The sequence below is a fragment of the Bradyrhizobium sp. B120 genome (genome assembly GCF_049075665.1).
GTDB lineage: Bacteria > Pseudomonadota > Alphaproteobacteria > Rhizobiales > Xanthobacteraceae > Bradyrhizobium.
This window is the reverse complement of the sequence record NZ_CP185242.1, coordinates 8582513-8596127: the sequence shown is the minus strand read 5'-3', so window position 1 is coordinate 8596127 and position 13615 is coordinate 8582513. Positions and strand designations below refer to the sequence as shown.

9 protein-coding genes are annotated in these 13615 nt (G+C 66.0%); 4 read left to right on the top strand and 5 right to left on the bottom strand.

Annotation, left to right across the window (positions count from 1 at the left end; translation table 11 throughout):
* Positions 1–467 precede the first annotated feature (467 nt).
* From ACOIX3_RS39905 to ACOIX3_RS39895, 3 genes are all read left to right on the top strand, one after another.
* A complete protein-coding gene (locus ACOIX3_RS39905; RefSeq protein ID WP_420971913.1) occupies positions 468–1670 on the top strand; it encodes an efflux RND transporter periplasmic adaptor subunit in 1203 nt (400 codons plus the stop codon).
* Entirely contained in the window at positions 1667–4840 is a 3174-nt protein-coding gene (locus ACOIX3_RS39900; RefSeq protein WP_420967461.1) for an efflux RND transporter permease subunit, read from the top strand. The genes ACOIX3_RS39905 and ACOIX3_RS39900 overlap by 4 nt, the downstream gene beginning before the upstream one ends.
* A 229-nt stretch (positions 4841–5069) precedes the next feature.
* Complete coding sequence (locus tag ACOIX3_RS39895; protein WP_420967460.1) at positions 5070–6260, top strand: ABC transporter substrate-binding protein; 1191 nt, start codon at positions 5070–5072, stop codon at positions 6258–6260.
* A gap of 175 nt (positions 6261–6435) precedes the next feature.
* On the opposite strand, the gene ACOIX3_RS39890 is transcribed toward ACOIX3_RS39895, so the two are convergent.
* From ACOIX3_RS39890 to ACOIX3_RS39870, 5 genes are all read right to left on the bottom strand, one after another.
* Entirely contained in the window at positions 6436–6825 is a 390-nt protein-coding gene (locus tag ACOIX3_RS39890) for an MAPEG family protein (RefSeq protein WP_420971912.1), read from the bottom strand.
* Positions 6826–6931: 106 nt separating this feature from the next.
* Positions 6932–8017: a lipocalin-like domain-containing protein gene (locus ACOIX3_RS39885; protein WP_420967459.1), complete on the bottom strand. Its 1086-nt coding sequence runs from the start codon at positions 8015–8017 to the stop codon at positions 6932–6934.
* On the bottom strand, positions 8007–10466 hold the full coding sequence (locus ACOIX3_RS39880) for an FtsX-like permease family protein (RefSeq protein WP_420967458.1): 2460 nt from the start codon (positions 10464–10466) through the stop codon (positions 8007–8009). Before ACOIX3_RS39880 ends, ACOIX3_RS39885 begins: the two co-directional genes overlap by 11 nt.
* The gene (locus ACOIX3_RS39875; RefSeq protein WP_420967457.1) at positions 10463–11116 is read right to left on the bottom strand and encodes an ABC transporter ATP-binding protein; all 654 of its coding nucleotides are present in this window, start codon (positions 11114–11116) and stop codon (positions 10463–10465) included. The genes ACOIX3_RS39880 and ACOIX3_RS39875 overlap by 4 nt, the downstream gene beginning before the upstream one ends.
* A 40-nt stretch (positions 11117–11156) precedes the next feature.
* Positions 11157–11915: a class I SAM-dependent methyltransferase gene (locus ACOIX3_RS39870; RefSeq protein ID WP_420967456.1), complete on the bottom strand. Its 759-nt coding sequence runs from the start codon at positions 11913–11915 to the stop codon at positions 11157–11159.
* 248 nt (positions 11916–12163) lie between these two features.
* Here ACOIX3_RS39870 and ACOIX3_RS39865 point away from each other — a divergent pair, with 248 nt between their 5' ends.
* The gene (locus tag ACOIX3_RS39865; protein WP_420967455.1) at positions 12164–13492 is read left to right on the top strand and encodes an MFS transporter; all 1329 of its coding nucleotides are present in this window, start codon (positions 12164–12166) and stop codon (positions 13490–13492) included.
* Positions 13493–13615 lie beyond the last annotated feature (123 nt).

The window sequence follows — 13615 nt, the reverse complement described above, 5'->3', positions numbered from 1 at the left end:
GACGAAAGGTTCCTGTGCCAAAAGTAGAATCGGGGCCGGTGTGACGAATCTGTGAAACGAACTCGCGTTGTGATTGATTCGGGATGATCTGTCTGTGACCTTGCGCCCTCGATAGGCCAGCCAAACTGCCCCTTTTCGTCGTCCCGGCTTCGCGAGCGTGTCGTAAGGCTTTCAGACTACGAAACTATTTGCTTGATCCGGCGGCCATCTTGAACAGACTGTGGTGCGGCTACATCTGTGACGTCCGCTGCCGCGACATTGCGGTGGTGCGTCCGTGTTGAATCACCGCAAGTTTCAATTGCGACTTTCGTAGCCCTGCTTTGGTCGGCGTGCTTCGTAGTCTTTGGGGGAGTAAGGAATTGAGTTCGATTGACAGAACGGAGCGTCCGGCTCCGGTGACCGGTGTCGAGCGTCATTCGCTTCGCCGCCAGGGATTCGTCAGGGCGTGCCGGCTTGGCCTCGCGCCGATCGGGCTGTTGGCCGCGCTGGCGCTCGGCGGCTGCGACGACAAGAGCGCGCAATCGCAGGCCGCGCCTCCGGCGCCGCCCGTGACCGTCGCGCAGCCGGTCAAGCGCACCGTCACCGACTGGGACGAATTCACCGGCCGCTTCGAGGCGATCGAGGAGGTTCAGGTCCGTGCCCGCGTCGGCGGCTTCGTCAACAGTGTCGAGTTCAAGGATGGTGCGATCGTCCGCGCCGGCGATCTGCTTTACACCATCGATCCGCGGCCGTTCGAGGCGGTCGTGCTGCAGGCCGAAGGCCAGCTCGCCGACGCGCGCGCCAAGGGGGAGCTTGCCAAGCGCGATCTCGAGCGCGGGCTCAATCTGGTGCAGACCAGCGCGGTCTCGGAGCAGGTCGTCGACCAGCGCCGCCAGGCGTTGCAGGCGGCGCGCGCCGCCGAAACGCAGGCCGAGGGCACGCTGAAGGCCGCGCAGCTCAACGTCGAATTCAGCCATGTGCTGGCGCCGATCGCCGGCCGCGTCAGCCGGCATCTGGTGACGCCGGGCAATCTGGTGCAGGGCAGCGAGAGCGGAGCGACGCTCCTGACCTCGATCGTGTCGCTCGATCCGATCTACATCTATTTCGACGTCGACGAGGCGACCTATCAGCGCAACAGCAAGCTGTGGTTCGAAGGCCGGCGGCCGAGCTCGCGCGATACGGCGAACCCGGTGCAGGTGACCCTGACCGGCGAGACCAAGCCTTCGCATGAGGGCAAGATGGACTTCCTCGACAACCGCCTCGACGTCTCCACCGCAACACTGCGCAGCCGCGCGGTGATCCCGAACAAGGACCTCTCGATCCTGCCCGGCCAGTTCGGCCGCGTCCGCGTGATCGGCTCCTCGCCCTATGAGGCGCTGCTGATCCCGGATACCGCCATCGCCACCGACCAGTCGCGCAAGATCGTGTTCGTGGTCAAGGACGACAACACGGTGGAAGCACGAACGGTCACGCTCGGACCGCTGGATGAGGGCCTGCGCGTGATCCGCGACGGCCTCAAGCCGGAGGACCATGTGATCGTCGACGGGCTGCAACGCGCCCGCGTCGGCGCCAAGGTGACGCCGAAAATGGCCCAGGCTCCGGCCGAAGCCAAACCTCCGGCAGGCGATAAGCCTCCGGCAGGCGACAAGCCCGCGGAAGCTGCCAAGACCCCGGCAGGTGCCAAGCCATGAATCTCGGCAGGCTCTCCATCAACCAGCCCATCCTCGCGATGGTGCTGTCGATCGTGCTGCTGATCGTCGGCGCGATTGCCTATCCGACGCTGCCGGTCTCGGAATATCCGCAGGTCGTGCCGCCGACCGTCACGGTGACCACGCAGTACCCGGGCGCCTCGGCGCAGACCGTATCCGACACCGTCGCCGCTCCGATCGAGCAGGAGATCAACGGCGTCGAGGACATGCTGTATCTCTACAGCCAGGCGACCTCGAACGGCCAGCTCACCATCACCGCGACCTTCAAGCTCGGCACCGACCTCGACAAGGCCCAGGTGCTGGTGCAGAACCGCGTCGCGATCGCGCAGCCGCGGCTGCCTGAAGAAGTCCAGCGCAACGGCGTCGTCACCCGCAAGAACTCGCCCGACATCCTGATGGTCGTGTTCATGCTGTCGCCCGACGACACGTTCGACCAGCTCTACATCTCCAACTACGCGCTGCTGCAGGTCCGTGACCAGCTGTTGCGGCTCGACGGCGTCGGCGACATCCAGATGTTCGGCGCGCGCGACTACTCGATGCGGCTGTGGCTCGATCCCGACCGGATCGCCAATCTCGGCCTGACCTCGGGCGAGGTGCTGGCGGCGATCCGGGCGCAGAACCTGCAGATCGCGGGCGGCCAGATCGCCGAGCCGCCGATCGCCGATCGCGCCTTCCAGCCGAACCTCGTCTTCACCGGCCGCCTCAAGGACATCAGGCAGTTCGAGGACATCGTGGTGAAGGCTGGCTCCGACGGCCGAACCGTGCGCCTGCGCGACGTCGCTCGCGTCGAGCTCGGTGCGCTGTCCTACGCCACCAACAGCTTCCTGCTGCGCAAATCGGCGGTCGCGCTGCTGGTGACGCAGCGGCCCGGATCGAACGCGCTCGCCACCGCCAAGAGCATCTCCGACACGATGGAGCACATGAAGGCGAGTTTCCCGAAGGGGCTCGACTACAACATCGGTTACAACCCGACCGAATTCATCGCCCAGTCGGTTCATGAGCTGATCAAGACGATCTACGAGGCGATGGCGCTCGTCGTCATCGTGGTACTGGTGTTCCTGCAGGGATGGCGGCCTGCGATCATCCCGATCATCGCGATCCCGGTGTCGCTGGTCGGCACCTTCGCGGTAATGGCCGCGCTCGGCTTCTCGATCAACAATCTGACGCTGTTCGGCCTGGTTCTCGCGGTCGGCATCGTGGTCGACGACGCCATCGTGGTGGTCGAGAATGTCGAACGGCATCTCGAGCACGGCATGAGCCGGCGCGAGGCGGCGCTCAAGACCATGGAGGAGGTCGGCGGCGCGCTGGTCTCGATCGCGCTGGTGCTGTGCGCGGTGTTCGTGCCGACCGCCTTCCTCGGCGGCATCTCCGGGCAGTTCTTCCAGCAATTCGCGGTGACGATCGCGGTCGCGACCGCGATCTCCTGCTTCTGCTCGCTGACGCTGTCGCCCGCGCTGGCCTCGCAGATCCTGGTCCCGCACGAGGAGAAACGCCCGCCGGCACGCTGGAACATCATCGCGCGCGGCTGGGACAGCTTCACCGCGCTGTTCAACCGCGTGTTCGATCGGCTGGCGCATGGCTATGCGGCGGTCGCCGACTTCGTGATCCGGCACACGGTGGTGATGGTCGCGATCTACCTCGTGTTGATCGGCAGCGCCGGCTGGCTGCTCGCGACCACCTCGCAGGGCTTCATCCCGGCGCAGGACCGCGGCTACGTCATCATCTCGGCACAGCTGCCGGGCGCCGCGTCGCTGGCGCGGACCACGGCTGTGGTGCGCGAGATCGAGCGGATCGCGCTGGATACGCCCGGCATCGTTCGCGTTGCGGCCTTCGCCGGCTTCTCCGGCGCGACGCGCACGCAGGCGGGTAACGCCGCGGCGTTGTTCCCGGTGTTCGACGAGCCGGAGGTACGCCTGAAGAAGGGACTGACGGCGACTGCGATCACGGCCGACCTGCGCAAGCGCCTGTCGGTGATCCAGGGCGCCTTCATCATCGTCATTCCGCCGCCCGCCGTGCCCGGTATCGGCACCGGCGGTGGTTTCACCATCCGCGTCCAGGACCGACAGGGGCGCGGGCCCGAATTGCTGGCGTCCGCGACCGACGAACTGGTGTTGGCCGCCCGCAAGTCGCCGAGCCTCACATCGGTGTTCTCGCCGTACTCTGCGAACACCCCGCAGCTGTTCGTCGATATCGATCGCGTCAAGGCGCAGAAGCTCGGCGTTCCCATCGCCAACATCACCGACACGATCGAGACCTATTTCGGCTCGACCTATGTCAACGACTTCAACCTGTTCGGGCGCACCTACCATGTCACCGCGCAGGCCGATCTGCCGTTCCGCAAGGAGACCACCGATCTTTCGCGGCTGCGCACCCGCAACGCCGCCGGCGACATGGTGATGCTCGGCAGCGTCGTGGACTTCAAGGACATCTCGGGCCCCGACCGTGTCGCACGCTACAATCTTTACTCGGCGTCCGAACTGCAGGGTGAGCCCGCGCCGGGAGTCAGCTCGACGACGGCGCTCAACACCATCAAGAAGCTCGCCGACGAAACCTTGCCGAGCGGCTTCTCGTTCGAATGGACCGACCTGTCCTACCAGCAGGTCAACGGCGCCAATGCCGGCCTCTACGTGTTCCCGATCTGCGTGCTGTTCGTCTATCTGGTGCTGGCCGCGCAATATGGCAGCTGGACACTGCCGTTTGCGGTGATCCTGATCGTGCCGATGTGCCTGTTCGCGGCCACCATCGGCGTGCGCATCATGGGCCAGGACGTCAACATCCTGACCCAGATCGGCTTCGTGGTGCTGGTGGGGCTCGCCGCCAAGAACGCGATCCTGATCGTCGAGTTCGCGCGCGATATCGAGCTCGAGGGCAGGCCACGGCTGGAGGCGGTCATCGAGGCCTGCCGGCTTCGCCTGCGGCCGATCCTGATGACGTCGTTCGCCTTCATCCTCGGCGTGCTGCCGCTGGTGCTGTCGACCGGCTCGGGCTCGGAGATGCGCCAGGCGGTCGGCGTCGCCGTGTTCTTCGGCATGCTCGGCGTCACCCTGTTCGGCCTCGTCTTCACGCCGATCTTCTACATGGTGGTGCGCAACCTCGCGGAAGGAAAGAACGAGGGCAAGCCGAAGGAACCCGCAGCGAACGTGGCGGGGTGAGGCATCTCCTCTCCTCCGTCATTCCGGGGCGCGCGTAGCGCGAGCCCGGAATCCATCGGGCCGCATGTCCAAGCGGAGAAATTGATTCCGGGCTCATCGCTTCGCGATGCCCCGGAATGACGAGGCAAGCCCATACTAACGGCTGAGCGGAAAGAGATGGGCAGGTGCGGGGTTATAAAATAATGTCGCGCCGATTTTTCCTGATAGAAGTTACTGGGAGAGCACAAAAATGAAGTCGGGATTTTTGGCTGCGGTCGCGGCTTGCAGCTTGATGCTTGCGGCGCCGGCGTCGGCACAAGGTGTCAAGATCGGCATCCTGAACGATCAGTCCGGCGTCTACGCCGACTACGGCGGAAAGTATTCGCTCGAGGCGGCGCGGATGGCGGTCGAGGATTTCGGCGGCGAGGTGCTGGGCCAGAAGATCGAGATCGTCACCGCCGACCATCAGAACAAGCCGGACCTCGCGACCGCAATCGCGCGGCGCTGGTACGAGGTCGAGAACGTCGACATGATCACCGAGCTCACCACTTCGTCGGTCGCGCTCGCGGTGCAGGAGCTGTCCAAGGAAAAGAAGAAGATCGACATCGTGGTGGGCGCGGCGACCTCGCGCATTTCAGGCGATGCCTGCACGCCCTACAGCTTCCACTGGGCCTACGACACGCGCGCGCTGGCGGTCGGTACCGGCGGGGCGCTGACGGAAGCGGGCGGCGACACGTGGTTCTTTCTGACCGCCGACTACGCCTTCGGTTACGCGCTGGAAAAGGACACCAGCGACATCGTCGCTTCGAAGGGCGGCAGGGTGGTCGGCTCGGTCCGCGTGCCGCTCAACTCGTCGGACTTCTCGTCCTTCCTGCTGCAGGCGCAGAGCTCGAAGGCCAAGATCATCGGGCTTGCCAATGCCGGGCTCGACACCACCAACTCGATCAAGCAGGCGGCCGAGTTCGGCATCGTCAGAGGCGGCCAGAAACTCGCCGGCCTGCTGATGACGCTGTCGGAGGTGCACGGTCTCGGGTTGGAGGCAGCCCAGGGTCTTGTCCTCACCGAAGGGTTCTACTGGGATCACGACGACGCCTCGCGCGCTTTCAGCGAGCGCTTCATCAAGCGCACCGGCCACATGCCGAGCATGATCCATGCCGGCACCTATTCGGCGACGCTGAGCTATTTGAAGGCGGTGAAGGCCGCCGGCACCAAGGACAGTGAAGCGGTCGCCGCGAAGCTGAAGGAGCTGCCGGTCGACGACGCCTTTGCCAAGGGCAAGGTGCTCGCCAACGGCCGCATGGTCCACGACCTCTATCTGTTCGAGGTCAAGAAGCCGTCGGAATCGAAGAAGCCATGGGACTATTACAAGCAACTCGCCGTGGTGCCGGGCGACAAGGCGTTCTTCACCGCCAAGGACAGCGGCTGCCCGCTGACCAAGTAAGGCCTAGCTAGGGCAACAAATATCGGTGTCGTCCCGGCGAAAGCCGGGACCCATAACCACCGATGTTAGCTATTCTGCCGCGCTGGGGCCCCAGCCATCGCAAAACTCGACCCTGTGGGTATGGGTCCCGGGTCAAGCCCGGGACGACAGCGGAGTGTGCGGCGCGATCGCGCCTTCAATGCACCAGCCGCCACACCGCGCCGCCGAGCGCGCCGATCCACAGGATGATGCACGCGGTGGCCTGAATGGCAAAACCCCGGCTGCGCTTCGCCACGGCTTCCCGATAGCCGATGAAGTAGACGATGCGGCCGATCACCCAGAGCGCGCCGATCGCGGCCGCCGCGGCATCGCCGACATAGATCGCAAACAGCCACAGCGACGGCAGGAAGATCGGCATCCACTCCAGCGTGTTCATCTGGATGCGGAAGACGCGCTCGAAATCCGGATGGCCCGAAATCGCCGGCAGCTTGACGCCATAGGCGACGCGGGCGCGCGAAACCTCGATCGAAGTGTAGAAATAGAAGGCGGCGGCAAGGCAGGTGACGATGGCCGTGTAGTGGTACATGTCGGGCGTGTCCTCTTGTTTCATCGGCCCCGATGTCATGACGGGGCGGCCGCGACCGGTGTGACTGGCTGGACGATTTTGGGCGCGCCGATCTTCTGTCGGCGTTTCAGTACCCGGTCATCTCAAGATAGCCGATTCCCGCGTGGCTGCCTGCGAAGCGGATCGGACCTTCCCAATAGGGGAAGCTGGTCCCCATCCAGGCCTTCGGATTGACCGGCGTGGTCTCGATGGCAAGGCCGCGCGCCGGAAGGGCGACGCGCCATGACGTCGGCAGCTTGCGGCCGTCGATCTCGGTGGTTGCAACCGGCGTGATGCTGTTGCCGGGGCCAGCGATCTCGGCCGAGCGGCCGTCCGGCGTGAACCAGTTGCCGAACAGGTTCTCGCGGCCATCCTTCTGGCGCAGCCGGTACAGCATCAGCTTCTCGTCGCCGGGCAGATGCAGCGAGAACCAGTCCCAGCCGGTTTGATCCGCCGCCAATGGCTGGCTGCTCCATTCGCGATCCATCCAGGCCATGCCCGTGACGTCGAGCGGTCTGTCGTCGATCACGATACGGCCGGACGCCTGGTAGAACGGCTGGCTATAATAATAGGAGGCCTGCCCGCGATCCGACTTGCGGCTGTAGCCGTGGTCGCCTTGCAGCACCAGCGGTCGGTCGGCGTCGAGGCGGAGCGCGGTGCTGAAGTCGGCAGCCGACGCCTTCAGTTCGAGCGGCGCGACGCGCTGCGCATCGAACGGGTCGAGCCCGTGCATCTCCCAGGCGTCGATCCAGGCTCGGAACGGCGTGGCCTCGACACCGGCCTGACCGATGCCGCCGCGCGCAAACGTCTCGCTGAAGCGATGCGTGGTGGCGGTGGTCACGGCGGCGTGGCCCATCCAGACCTGTTGGTTGGCCCAGCCCTCGCTGGGGCCGCCCGGCTTCATCGCCTGGCGGAACAGCGTCCATTGCGCGCCATAGGCCGCACCATTCGCGTCGGAGAGATTCGCCGTCACGTACCACCATTCGATCCGGAACTCCGGATGCGGGCCGTGATCGATTGGGAATGCGAATGGCCTGCCCGGCGTGACGGCGGCAAAGCCTTCGGCATTCTCGCCGAGCCCGGCAAAGCCTTGCGCACGGCTCTTGCCGCCGAGCGCGAGCGCCAGCGCGCCGCCGGCAAAGGCGCGGCGGGTGATCGCGCTGCTAGCGCTCATTGACGAAGATCCTGATCAGGCTGGCCGGCTGCATGCGCGCCAGTCTAGCGACCGGCAGCGCTGCCGCACAGAAGGCGGCGGCGAGTGCCACCGCGAGCAGCTCGATCAGCTGCAACGGGAAGATGTGGAACGGCAGCCGCCAGCCGAACGCCTTCACATTGACGATCGCAAGCAGGCACCAGGCGACCAGAAGGCCGAGCGGCAGCGCGAACAGCGCGGTGATCAAGGCGACCGCCATGGTCTTCAACAGTTCGAGCGCCGCGAGCCGCCGCCGCGTCAGGCCGATCGCCCACAGCGGCGCCAGCTGCGGCAGCCGCGAATTGGCCAAGGTCAGCAGGCTGGTCAGGAGCGCGATGCCGGCGACGCCGAGCGTGAAGGCGTTGAGCGCCGCGGTCACCGAGAAGGTGCGGTTGAACACCCGCCTGGATTCCCGCTTCATCGTCGCCTGGTCGGCAACGTTGCGGTCGTCGAGGCCGAACTTCTCCTGTAACGCCACAATCAGCGGCGTGATCTTTTCCGGCTCGACGCGGAGCCCGAGCCGGGTCTGCGGCGTCTGCGGGAAACGCCGGGTCAGCGCGGCGAAGTTGACCGCGATCTGGCCCTTGGGGTTGCCGTAATCGGCATAGATGCCGACGATCTTGAGCGGCCAGGGGCCAGCGGGGGCAGGCACCTCGATATGATCGCCGAGGCCAAGCTTCATCCGCCGCGACAGCTGCTCGCTGACCAGACAGGTGTCGCCGGGACGCAAGCGCACCCAGGCATTCGCAGTGCTCTCCAGCAACGGCCAGTTGTCGCGATAGGTGACGTGGTCGGGCAGGCCGAGCACCTCGATCGGCGCGCCGCCGAATTGCGTATCGGCGCGGCCGCCGGGCAAGATCGCCTCGACTTCGGGCCGGTCGCGCAGCCACGCTTTGATCCCCTTTGCCTGCGCATCGCTGGCGGCGCTGACGTAGACGTCGGCGGCGAGGCGGCCGTCGAGCCAGACCAGGAAGGTGCGGCTAAAGCTCTCCACCATGGTGCTGACGCCGACATTGACGGCGAGCGCGAGCAACAGCGCCATCAGCGCCAGCGACAGGCCCGAGAGCTGCTGGCGGCTGTCGGCCCAGAACCAGATGCCGACCGGCGCCTGCGCGCTGCGCTGGCCGAACGCGAGCGCGATCTGCAGCACCATCGGCAGGATCAATGCCGCTCCGAGCATCAGCGCGGCCAATACCGCAAAGCCCGCGATCAGGGAATCGCCGAACTGAATGAGAGCCGCTGCGGCCGCAAACACCGCGAGCGCCGCAGCACTCTGGAACATCAGCCAACGCCGTTGCGCCTGCTGCCAGGCCTGCGGCTGCGCCGTCGCCAGCACCGGCATCCGGATCGCCTTGGCAAGGCTCGCGGCGGCGGCAGCGAGCGCGCCCAGGATGCTGATGGCGATGCCGGCGAACCACCAGACGGGCTTGAGCGAAAGCTGTCCGGGGATCTGCGCGCCATAGAGCCCGCGCAGCGAGGCCGCGACATCGGGCAGCAAGGCTGCCGCAATGAAATAGCCGCAGACCAGGCCAATCAGGCCGGCGACCAGTGCCAGCGACACCAGCTCGATCACCAGCACGGTGTTGAGCAGCCGCGCCGAGACGCCGCAGGCGCGCAAGGTGCGCAGCATCGGCAGCCGCTGCTCGAAGGCGAGGCCGATCGCGGAGTTGACGATGAACAGGCCGACGAAGAACGACAGCAGGCCGAATGCGGTGAGGTTGAGATGGAAACTGTCGGTCAGCCGTTCGAGGTCGCTCTCGGCGCTCGGCTCGACCAGGCGGAGTTTTTCGCCGGCCACGCTTTCAAGCGTCGCGCGCGGCGTTTTCGATTTGCCGACCAGCAGGCGCGACACCTGGCCGGGCATCTTCAGGATGTCCTGCGCGATGCCGATATCGACCACCAGTGCGCCGGGTGCGAGCTCCGCCTGCACGCGCAGCGGCGGCAAGCTCGTGCCGTTGGCCTGCGGCCGTTCGCCTTCCTTGAGGCCGAGATCGCGCAGCGTCTCGGCCGCCACCAGCATTTCGCCGGGCGGCGTGACGAAGGATAGCAGGCTGCCGCGTCCGACCGCCGGCGCGTTACCGACCTCGGACGGCAGCGTCACCGGCTCGACGCCGAGCAGGCGCAAGCTGCGCCCGTCGATCTGGATCCGGCCCTCCAGTGTCGGTGACACCGGCCAGCCGGCGCGCCGCAGATCGACGAACAGTTTTTGCGGGAAGGTCGCGCTGTCGCGGCTCACCAGCATGGCGGTGCGCGAGCCGCCGAAGGTCGCGGCGGCGCGGTCATAGGCGATGCGGGCCTGCTGGTTCAGCGCCTGCACACCGCTCCACAGCGCGGTGGCCGAGATCAGTCCGATCAGCAGCGTTGCAAGCTGCATCGGATGCCGCCGCCAATGGCTGAGCAGCACCGCAAGAATCCACAACGCCCGTCTCATGCGATGACCCCGGCATGCAGGGTGACCTGGCGGTCGAGCGTTGCGGCGAGCCGCGCGCTGTGGGTGACCATCAGGAAGCCGCAGCCGGTGCGAGCAACCAGATCGCGTGCCAGTCGCAGCACCTCGTCGGCGGTGTCCTCGTCGAGATTGCCGGTCGGCTCGTCGGCGAGCAGCAACAGCGGCTTCGGCGCCAGCGCGCGGCCGATCGCGACGCGCTGCTGCTGGCCGCCGGACAATTGCTCGGGATAGCGCTTCAGCAGCGGCTTGAGCCCGAGGCGCTCGACCAGCTCGTCATGCCAGGCCGCATCGTGCCGGCCGGCGATGCGCGACTGGAACACGAGATTGTCCGCAACCGTCAGGCTCGGGATCAGGTTGAACTGCTGGAACACGAGGCCGAGCCGGTCGCGGCGCAGCTCGGCGCGGCCGGCATCGTTGAGGGCGGAGACCGTGATATCGGCAAGGGCGATCTCGCCGCTGTCGGCGGCATCGAGCCCCGCGATCAGATGCAGCAGCGTGCTCTTGCCGCTGCCGGATTCGCCTGACAGCGCTACGCTCTCGCCGGTTGCAACGGCCAGATCGACGCCGCGCAGCACCGCGACGTCTTCACCGGCAGAGCGGTAACTCTTGGTCAGGCCGGTGACGCGAAGCACCGCGGCGGTCTGGTCAGATGAAGCGATGGCCGTGCCTCATTCAAGGCTTCTGGTATTTCAGGACGAACTCGTCGATCGGCACCGGCGCCTTGAAGACGGGAATGTCCTTCGGGTCCTCGGCATGATGCAGGAAATCGGCCTCGGCCACCAGCTTGAAGCCGGCCGCCTCGATCTCCTGCTTCAGGGTGCTCTCCTCGATCCGGTGCAGCGTCTTGGCGACGCTTACGCCTTCGCCTGGCTTGGCCGAGTGGTCCGCGATCACGAGGAAGCCGCCCGGCTTCAGCGCGGCGAACATCTTCTTGTTCATCGCGGCGCGATCGACCGGCAGATAGCTGATGTCGTGATAGAAAAAGAACAAGGTGATCATGTCGAGGTTGCTGACCTCGGGCGGGATCGGATCGTCGTAGTCGCGCACCACATGGACGACGTTCTTCATCGCCGGCGCCTTGGCGCGGGTGTCGAACTTGTCCTTGACGAAACGCTCGAGCACGGTCGCCGAATCCTGCGCGTAGACCTTGCCCGAAGGAGCCACGGTACGCGCCAACAGTTCGGTGCTGTAGCCGGCGCTCGCCGCCATGTCGAGGATGGTCATGCCGGGTTTGACGCCGGCAAAGGCCAGCATCTTGGCCGGCTGGCGGCGCTGGTCGACCTGGCGATCCGCATCGCTGCGATCGGGCGCGGCGACGATCGCCGCATAGTCGGGACCGGCGGCGTCCTCGGCGCGGACTTGAGGCACGGCGAGTAGTGCGGCGGATACAAGCGCAGCGCAGGCGGCCACGCGAAGGATCGATCTGTTCATGAAATAACCCAACCTTCAACAACCTCGGCTTTTCGTTGCCGCTAAGCATAGCAGCCGGCCCATGACAGATCACCGCTTCACTGGCCGCGACGACGCGATCGTGATCGGGGCGCGCTTGCCCGGCCATCGTGTCGCGCCGGCCACAGAACCCGAGCAAATGCGGGTTGCGTTGCGCGGCGAGGCGTGGCTAGCATCGCCTGACGGGGCCGATCTTACGAGCCAAAAAACGAAACGACGGGGAGCCAGACATGACGACGCAAGCGACGCCCAAGAGGACGTCAGAGGGGATGTCAACGGGGACGCCCAAAGGCGCCTGGCAAATCACCTTCCTTCTGTTCCTGTACATGGTGGTGAACTTTGCGGACAAGATCGTGGTCGGGCTTGCCGGCGTGCCGATCCGGAAGGAGATGGGTCTCACTCCGGAGCAGTTCGGCGATCTCGGCTCATCCTTCTTCTATCTGTTCTCGATCTCGGCGATCGTGGTCGGCTTCATCGTCAACCGCGTCGACACGCGTTGGGTGCTGCTGATCCTGGCGGTGATCTGGTCGCTGACGCAATTTCCGATGATCGGCACCGTCAGCCTCACGACGCTCACGATCTGCCGCATCATCCTCGGCGCCGGCGAGGGACCGGCCTTCTCGGTCGCCGCGCACGCGATCTACAAATGGTTTCCGGATGAGAAGCGCACGCTGCCGACCGCGATCCTGTCGCAGGGTTCGGCGTTTGGCGTGATCCTCGCGGTGCCCGCGCTGAACTGGATCATCGTCAATCACAGCTGGCATCACGCTTTCGGCGCGCTCGGCATCGTCGGCCTGCTCTGGACCGTCGCCTGGTTCGCGCTCGGCAAGGAAGGGCCGCTGGTGTCGACGGCTGCCGTTGTTGCCGACGAACCACGGATTCCCTACTGGAAGCTGCTGACGTCGCGCACCTTCGTCGGCTGCGTGGTCGCGACCTTCGGCGCCTATTGGGCGTTGTCGTTGGGCCTGACCTGGTTCACGTCGTTCATCATCGAGGGACTCGGCTTCTCGCAGCAGCAGGCCGGCTTCGTCTCGATCCTGCCCTGGATCTTCGGTGCGACGATCGTGCTCCTGACCGGCTGGATCTCGCAGCTGATGCTGGCGCGCGGCTTCACCACCCGCGGCGCGCGCGGCGTGCTCGGCTCGGTACCGCTGATCGTCGGCGGCTGCATCCTCGCTGCGCTGCCCTATGCGCCGCCGGGCGCGCTGATGATCGCACTGCTGGTGATCGGCTCCGGCCTGTGCGGCTCGATCTATGTGGTGTGCCCGCCGATGCTCGGCGAGTTCACGCCGGTGTCGCAGCGTGGCGCGATCATCGCGATCTACGGCGCGCTGTACACCATCTCGGGCATCATGGCGCCGATGGTGATGGGCAGTGTGATCCAGCACGCCGTCACGCCGATGGCCGGCTACATGAGCGGCTTCACCATCAACGCCGCGATCATGGCCGGCTCCGGCCTGCTCGGATTGCTGCTGCTGTGGCCCAACACCGAGCGTGCGCGGCTGATCGGCACGTCGCAGCCCGCCGGCACGATCAAGGGCGCGATGTCGCCGACGTAAGGGGCGCAGCTTCGACCCTCCCCTGGAGGGGGAGGGTCGCTGAGCATGTAGCGAAGCGGAATGCACAGCGGGGTGGGGTGATCTCTCCATTCGGGCACTGCCCGTGTTGAGAGGTCACCCCAC

Bases quoted from the DNA above. Each gene is read 5' to 3' on its own strand.
- ACOIX3_RS39900 (WP_420967461.1), top strand. From the start codon at position 1,667: ATGAATCTCGGCAGGCTCTCCATCAACCAGCCCATCCTCGCGATGGTG.
- ACOIX3_RS39895 (WP_420967460.1), top strand. From the start codon at position 5,070: ATGAAGTCGGGATTTTTGGCTGCGGTCGCGGCTTGCAGCTTGATGCTT.
- ACOIX3_RS39890 (WP_420971912.1), bottom strand. From the start codon at position 6,825: ATGTACCACTACACGGCCATCGTCACCTGCCTTGCCGCCGCCTTCTAT.
- ACOIX3_RS39885 (WP_420967459.1), bottom strand. From the start codon at position 8,017: ATGAGCGCTAGCAGCGCGATCACCCGCCGCGCCTTTGCCGGCGGCGCG.
- ACOIX3_RS39880 (WP_420967458.1), bottom strand. From the start codon at position 10,466: ATGAGACGGGCGTTGTGGATTCTTGCGGTGCTGCTCAGCCATTGGCGG.
- ACOIX3_RS39870 (WP_420967456.1), bottom strand. From the start codon at position 11,915: ATGAACAGATCGATCCTTCGCGTGGCCGCCTGCGCTGCGCTTGTATCC.
- ACOIX3_RS39865 (WP_420967455.1), top strand. From the start codon at position 12,164: ATGACGACGCAAGCGACGCCCAAGAGGACGTCAGAGGGGATGTCAACG.